Source organism: Acinetobacter bohemicus ANC 3994, from assembly GCF_000367925.1.
GTDB classification, from domain to species: Bacteria; Pseudomonadota; Gammaproteobacteria; order Pseudomonadales; family Moraxellaceae; genus Acinetobacter; species Acinetobacter bohemicus.
Genome location: NZ_KB849172.1, coordinates 1 through 7,760, shown reverse-complemented (window position 1 = coordinate 7,760; position 7,760 = coordinate 1). Strand labels below are relative to the sequence as shown.

Annotated in this window: 5 protein-coding genes; 1 reads left to right on the top strand and 4 read right to left on the bottom strand. The window is 40.2% G+C overall.

Translation table 11 applies throughout. The features are described 5' to 3' along the window. Positions 1 to 1,529: 1,529 nt before the first annotated feature. A complete protein-coding gene (tyrS, locus tag F994_RS10325) occupies positions 1,530 to 2,744 on the bottom strand; it encodes a tyrosine--tRNA ligase (protein WP_004650356.1) in 1,215 nt (404 codons plus the stop codon). Positions 2,745 to 2,824: 80 nt separating this feature from the next. Between tyrS and F994_RS10320 the strand changes: the two genes are divergently transcribed. Continuing rightward, entirely contained in the window at positions 2,825 to 3,952 is a 1,128-nt protein-coding gene (locus tag F994_RS10320) for an anhydro-N-acetylmuramic acid kinase (RefSeq protein WP_004650355.1), read from the top strand. A gap of 79 nt (positions 3,953 to 4,031) precedes the next feature. On the opposite strand, the gene F994_RS10315 is transcribed toward F994_RS10320, so the two are convergent. From F994_RS10315 to purE, 3 genes are all read right to left on the bottom strand, one after another. Beyond that, positions 4,032 to 5,315, bottom strand: coding sequence for a lytic murein transglycosylase (locus F994_RS10315; protein ID WP_004650354.1), 1,284 nt, complete (start codon positions 5,313 to 5,315; stop codon positions 4,032 to 4,034). A 628-nt stretch (positions 5,316 to 5,943) separates the two neighbouring features. Further along, on the bottom strand, positions 5,944 to 7,065 hold the full coding sequence (locus F994_RS10310) for a 5-(carboxyamino)imidazole ribonucleotide synthase (protein WP_004650352.1): 1,122 nt from the start codon (positions 7,063 to 7,065) through the stop codon (positions 5,944 to 5,946). Between the two features lie 15 nt (positions 7,066 to 7,080). Continuing rightward, positions 7,081 to 7,605, bottom strand: coding sequence for a 5-(carboxyamino)imidazole ribonucleotide mutase (gene purE / locus F994_RS10305; protein ID WP_004650351.1), 525 nt, complete (start codon positions 7,603 to 7,605; stop codon positions 7,081 to 7,083). Between the last annotated feature and the right edge of the window lie 155 nt (positions 7,606 to 7,760).

Here is a 7,760-nt window from a genome sequence, read left to right as displayed (position 1 = left end):
ACTTAACATCTCAGCACTTCATGCTTCGCTTGTTTCCGTCTATCTCGTCGGGATGCTGCGTATTCTATACAGTTTCTTATCCTGCGCAACCCCTAAATTCACTTATTCTTCACGTATGTCTTTTTTTTCAGCAAAAAGCGTAAAAAAACTGTTTTTCCAGCTATTTTTTAGGCGTTTTAACCCTAAAAAACTCATTTTTATAAAAATTGATTTTCAGCATGCTTATTATTAAAGACCTTCTCGCCTTTAAACAGCATATAAACCACATATAGATTAAGCCGCTTTTTATTGGATTGAAAAATAAGACCGGTTAGATGCCTAATTTATTCTGCTTTAGCAGAACTCAAATATTACGGCACTGCTCAAAGGACGTTTCCACTCATAATATTGACGAGCAAATATGCCAAGGTTTAGAAAAGTAAAAAGAGATCCTCTACTCTTCACTCAAAATTTATCTTCTGTATGCTTTGAATTATGCTCAATGCTAGAGTTGTACTTCAGCCATTAAGTGATCTGGATTGGAGACTACAACCACAATCACTCGTATCGTGTTTTAAAAATAAAATCCATCTGGAATTAATAGCACTCAAATTGGCGAGTTAAATATTCATTTCACCAAGGCGAATACAGTCACCTATATAAACAACATGATTAGCGTTCATAAAGGAAGAATTATTGCTGTGCTATGTGTCGGTAGCTTAGTTGAATGATCTACTTAAACTCAGTTTCATACACTTGAATACAGAAATACTGATAAAACCTAATCAATAAGCCAGCCCAGAAAAGCTGACAAAACTGGATTTTTTACTCTTTTAGCTGAATAGATTCGGCCAAATTAAACTTTATTAAATTTTAGATAGAAAAAAAGAAAGAGATCTCTCCCAAAATCTCTCCCTTGGAGTTAGATCATTATTAGATCCATAGATGTCATTATTATAGTTATCTAGATATATCATTAAAAAAGTCTCTCGGGGGGAAAGACTTAAAACTGTGGAGCTTTTTTATAAAATCACTCTCTAACTATGCTTTCTACACAACAGCTAGATGAATAAATCTTATACATAAGCATATAGAAATGCAATACGAATGGAAAAATTTAACTCTTGTTTTTATAAGGTTTTTTTGAATTTACTTATCTGCATAACTTATTAAGAGGTTGATAAATAAAAAGCAGACCGAAGCCTTAATGCCAGTCAGTTAAAGAGTTTTTTAACAAACGCCTTAACTTTTTAGATCTTCACAACGGAGTCTTATATTTTTAAATCAAATACTTGAAGCTCATCTATTACTTTGGATAAGCCCAAAGTAATCAAAGGCATTTGTCATCCGCAAAACTCGTCAAATCCCTTTTATTGATTAATAAATCGCAGAAACTGTACTTTTCCAAAGTAGTCTTGCCTCGAACAATTGCGAATGACGTTTCCGCGTATCGAATAACATCACAAATTTAAAATAAAAAAGCCAGTCAATTTTTTAACTGACTGGCATTAGACCGAAGTCTGCTTTTATTTCAATGCAAGTATGCTGATTTAGTCCACAAATGTAACTTTCGCAATCGCTTTCTTACCTGCTTGAATAATATAAGTTTTGTTCTCAGTAACAGAAAAATTAACATCAACCACTGACCAATCAACTTTCACTGCGCCACGAGCCACTGCATCTTTGGCTTGAGCTGCATTTTTGGTTAAACCCGCTGCACGCACAATAGAAGCAATAAACATTTCACCACCAAATTCAGCACGAGAAATCGTGACTTCAGGTGTACCTTCAGGCAATTCACCTTCAGTAATGATGTTCCCTGCACCTTTATGCGCATTGGCAGCAGCATCTGCACCATGAAAACGCTCAACCAGCTCAAGCGCAAGAATCTTTTTCACTTCTTGAGGATTACGACCTTCTGCTACGTCCTTCAATAACACAGCAATTTCATCGAGTGATTTAAAACTTAAAAGATCGAAATAGCGCTCAATCAAACTATCAGGCATTGAAAGTACTTTTTGATACATTGCGCCTGGTGCATCAAATACACCAATATAGTTGCCTAAAGATTTAGACATTTTATTCACGCCATCTAAACCTTCAAGAATGGGCACCGTAATACAAACTTGTGCTTCTTGATCATAACGACCTTGCAGCGTACGACCCATCAATAAGTTAAAGGTTTGGTCTGTACCGCCAAGCTCTACATCGGCTTCCAATGCAATTGAGTCATACCCTTGCACCAATGGATACAAAAATTCGTGAATCGCAATCGGTTGATGGTTGTTATAACGCTTGGTAAAATCATCACGTTCAAGCATACGAGCAACCGTTTGCTGTGAAGCCAATTGAATCAGGTCAGCAGCCGTTTTTGTCGCAAACCATTCAGAGTTAAAACGCACTTTGGTTTTATTTGGATCAAGAATTTTAAACACTTGTTCTTGATAGGTTTTGGCATTTTCCAACACTTGTTCACGTGACAAAGGTGGACGCGTTGCACTTTTACCTGTTGGATCACCAATCATGGCGGTGTAATCACCAATCAAGAACGTCACTTCATGTCCCAAATCTTGGAACACTTTTAGCTTATTAATCAGTACAGTGTGACCTAAATGTAGGTCTGGTGCTGTTGGATCAAAGCCCGCTTTAATTTTTAAGGGACGATTTTCTTTAAGTTTCTTTAACAAATCCTCTTCAGAAATAATTTCATGAGTGCCTCGTTGAATGAGGGCAAGTTGTTCTTCAGCCGGCAGGAAATTTGACATCACAAAACCCAATACATCTGTTATACAATTTGTGCGATATACTAACACTTTTTCAGCACAATGCAGGCTTAACTATCATCATGACAGCGATCTATATTGGGGTAATGACTGGCACCAGCATGGATGGCGTTGACATCGTTGCTGCTTCATTTGATCCTTTGCAGCTTCATGCCACCCTGACCTTGCCATTTGATCCGGATTTACGTGATGAACTGATGGCACTGACCTTACCAAATGACAATGAAATTGATCGCATGGGCAAAGCGGATGTGGCGCTGGCTCAAATGATTGGCAGTGGCATTAATGAGCTGATTGAAAAAAATCATTTAGATCGTAGCCAAATTAAAGCCATCGGTTCACATGGACAAACCATTCGCCACCGCCCTGAACACGGTTTTACTTTGCAAATTGGCGACCCCAATATCATTACTGAAATGACGCAAATTCCGGTCATTTCAGATTTTCGACGTCGTGATATAGCAGCGGGTGGTCAAGGCGCACCATTGGTGCCTGCATTTCATCAAGCCTTATTTCAACATTCCAGTATTCACCGCGTCATTTTAAACCTCGGCGGCATTGCCAATGTCAGTATGTTGCCGGCAGGTAATCCAGACGGTGTGTTTGGTTTTGATACTGGCCCCGCCAATATTTTGATGGATGCTTGGTGCCATCGTTATACTGGGCAACCCTATGATGAAAATGGCAATTGGGCAGCCTACGGTCAACCGATTCGCAGTTTACTCGACCGTTTACAAGCACACGAATATTTTTCTAAAGAACCACCGAAAAGTACAGGCCGCGAAGATTTCAACCTCGAATGGTTGGATGAACAAATTGCCGACTGGCACAATGATCTTGAATATAACGAATTAGAAGATATCCCTGAAAATATTCAAGCGACTTTACTCAAACTCACCACGCGCGCGATTAAAAAAGCCATTTATCGTTCAAATATGGATACCGGTGAAGTCTATGTCTGTGGTGGTGGTGCCTATAATTCACATTTACTTGAACAACTGCGCTGGCGGTTACGTAAACATAATTGGTCTGTTCAAACCACATCCGCGATTGGCTTAGCCCCGACATGGGTGGAAGCCACTGCTTTTGCTTGGCTGGCGATGCGCTTTGTCAACCAACAAAGTGGCAACTTACCTACGGTCACGGGCGCAGCAGGCTATCGAATTTTAGGTAGCATTACTGCGGTATAAGTAAAAACACCCAAAATAAAAGGTCTGTTTTATACAGACCTTTTTTGATTCTTAGATTAACGTCTTAAAACCATTGATTTTATCGCATCATTTTTTGGGCATTTTCATTGCGAAAAGCAGCTAAAATTTGTTGTCCAGCGCGCCCTGTTGGACTAAGCCCCAAACGAATCTGCTCCTGACGAATCGCTTGACGGCTTTTATCGCCAATCAATCCATCGACGCTGCCAATGTCATAACCTTTATTGAGCAAAAACTGCTGAATTTCACGACGTTCTGCACGTGAAGTACCGGCATCATCGGTCGGCCAAGCTTTACTAAAACCACCGTTGCCTTGTAAGCGATCAGACAAATGCGCAATAGCTAAGGCATAACTTTCCGCAGCATTATAACTATATATAGCATCGAAATTTTTAAAGACTAAAAATACCGGACCATTCGCGCCAGCAGGTGCCATCAATCCAGCGGCACTACTGCTCGATAAATTCCCTTGGATTAAAGCACTCCCATCTGCACGAACCACACCACGACTCATCCAGCTACTTAAAGACTTTTTATTACGACGACTTTCTCCAGCAATCGACATATCGTCTGGAATGCGCACTTCAAAGCCCCAAGGCATGCCGGTTTGCCAACCGCGTTTTTTTAAGAAATTTGCAGTAGAAGCCAAGGCATCCGAGGTACTGGAAACCAAATCACGACGGCCATCACCATCAAAATCAACCGCTAATTCTTCATAGGTTGAAGGCATAAACTGGGTATGACCAAATGCGCCTGCCCACGAGCCTTTCATTTGCTGCTCAGTTAAATCACCACGCTGTAAAATTCGCATGGTGGTAAAAAATTCACCACGGAAAAAACTTTGCCGACGACCTTCACAACTTAACGTGCCTAAAGCTTGTAATAAAGGATAACTCCCCGAAATTTGACCAAAATTACTTTCTACGCCCCAAACAGCCACCACTGTTTCAGCGGGTACGCCATAGGCGGCTGCAACGCGATTGAGCACCTCACGATGTTGTGCCAATTTTTGCTGCCCCAGCTGCACCCGTTCTTCATCCACCAAACCGGATAAATAATCCCAAATCGGCGTAGAAAATTCAGGTTGGTAGTTCAGTTTTTCAATCACCGAATAATCTGGGGTTAAATTTTGCGTATAACGATCATAGGTCAAGCCCGTTACACCTGAACCAATTGCTTGAGTACGTAAATTAGTCAGACATTGCTGAAAATCATTTTGTGCTGTAGATGCTGTATTAAAACTGGATGGCGAAGAAGAAATAGTTTGACCATTAATAATCAACTCAGCCTTGGCTTGAGTCATGGCTAAAAAAACTGAAGCTAAAACGAAAGCTAAGCGACGCATAGTATCCCTAATGGTATTTGAATTTAAATTATGTTTTTACCATACCATCATCAATCCAGAACTTCTGAATCAAATCGTAAATTTAAATTCATTGTTTTTGTTTTAAATTCATATTCTCTTCTTTGAATTTAAAAAGTTATCCACAACACCCGCTTTTTTTAAAATTTAAATTCAAAATCAGCCAAAATATAAATTCAAATTTGCACATTTAAATTTAAAACCGAATTTTTAAATTCAAACACGCTATGGATAAGTTAATTTATTCATGCTTTATCGGTTTTTACACAACTAAAACTTTAAATTCAAAACTTAATTTTTTAAATTTAAAGTTTGAATTCATAATGCAAATATCACTTTGAATTCATATTTTTTAAATTCAAAATCATGGTTTTTGAATTTAAAAAATCTGCGCTGCTCCACCTTAGTAAAACTTAAATACCGTAGATTCTTCATGTGTTGATTTTTTATGCAGAATATTTCTGAACTATTGCATCAATGGCATGCTGTTATTTTTATTTTGTTGCAATGAATGCGGCGCTAGTTCAAAAGAGGCGCAATCATGCCCGAACTTCAGGCATAAAAAAAGCGGTCATTGGCATGACCGCTTTTTTTCCATTCAATCGAAGGATTAAATGCTCATATCTTGAGTCAGTGCTAATGGCTCTGGCAAAATTTTCGCCAATTGGCGACATAAAGTCGTCAATTCAGCGCTGTCATTTGGCATTAACGTGATGTGACCAATCTTACGACCTTCACGTTCAGTCTTATTATACAGGTGTAAATGTGCGCCATTGAGCGCCAATACATCTTCAGACTTTGGATGCTTGCCAATGATATTGATCATCACGGTCGGGCGAACCACATCCGTTGAACCAAGGGGCAGACCAGCAACGGCGCGAATATGGTTTTCAAATTGCGAGCAAATAGCGCCTTCAATCGACCAGTGACCTGAGTTATGCACACGGGGTGCCATTTCATTGGCATATAGGCCGTTGTCAGTGACAAACAATTCTAGCGTCAACACACCGATATAATTCAAATGATTCAGCAGGCGGGTGATGTAATCCTGCGCTACAGGCTGTAAATCAGCACTATTAGGTGCAGGAACAATCGAGTGCGACAAAATACCGTTGTGATGGTGATTTTCAGCCAATGGCCAAGTTTTCACATCACCTTTTTGCCCACGCACCGCAATAATTGACACTTCACGAGAGAACGTCACAAAGCTTTCTGCAATCAATGAACCCGCTGGACCCAATTCCGCCCAAGCTTGTTCCATTTGATCTGCTGAACGCAGGACAAATTGACCTTTGCCATCATAACCACCAGTGGTGGTTTTCAGGACAATCGGCAAGCCCAGTTCAGCAACCGCGTGTTGTAAGCTGTCGAATGAATCCACTGCACGATAAGGTGCAACAGGAATGTCTAATTCATCAAACAAAGCTTTTTCTGACAAACGATGTTGTGCAATGGCTAAAGCCTGACGAGGTGGATGTAAATCTTTGTTTTTGATCAATACATCAACATCAGCCAAGGGTGTATTTTCAAACTCTAAGCTGAAGACATCCGCACTGTTGATGAAATCCTGTAAACCATTTTCAGCTTTGCTTGAAATCACTTGACCCAATACAGCCGATGGACAATCTGTACTTGCTTCAAAGAAAGTACATTGAATATTCAGTGGTAGGGCAGCTTGCGCCATCATACGGCCGAGTTGACCACCACCAAAAATACCGATGGTTTTATCCATAACATATGTCCCGTTTTAAGCTTGGCTCGGAATGTGACCTGGAATATTGTTGCTTACCACTTTTTCAGTTTGAGCATCGCGGAACTGGGCAACATTTTTTGCAATTTCAGGACGTGTCAGACCTAAAATTTGCGCTGCCATAATTGCCGCATTGGTTGCACCCGCAGGGCCAATCGCCAATGTACCGACCGCAATACCCGCAGGCATTTGCACGATAGAAAGCAATGAATCGACGCCATTTAAAATAGACGATTTCACAGGAACGCCCAGTACAGGTAAATCAGTTTTCGCTGCACACATACCCGGTAAATGTGCTGCACCACCTGCACCCGCAATAATCACCTGAATACCACGTTCACGTGCTGTTTCAGCATATTCGAATAAACGATCAGGCGTACGATGGGCAGAAACGACTTCAGCTTCAAAAGGGACACCAAGCTGTTTGAGCATATTGGCAGTGTGTTCTAAAGTTGCCCAATCAGATTGAGAACCCATGATAATTCCAACTAAAGGAGCGTCTTGTGCAGCGGCCGCATTCATTGCAAATATTCCATAAACGAATGTAAGGAAGGATAAATCTCGACGAGAGCCAAGCTTTACATGAATCAGAAGCTCGCTATTATAGACTGAAAATTCGTCTCGCCAAAATTTAACAGATACCGTACTGCTATATTTCCGCTATTTTTTTGGAAAAT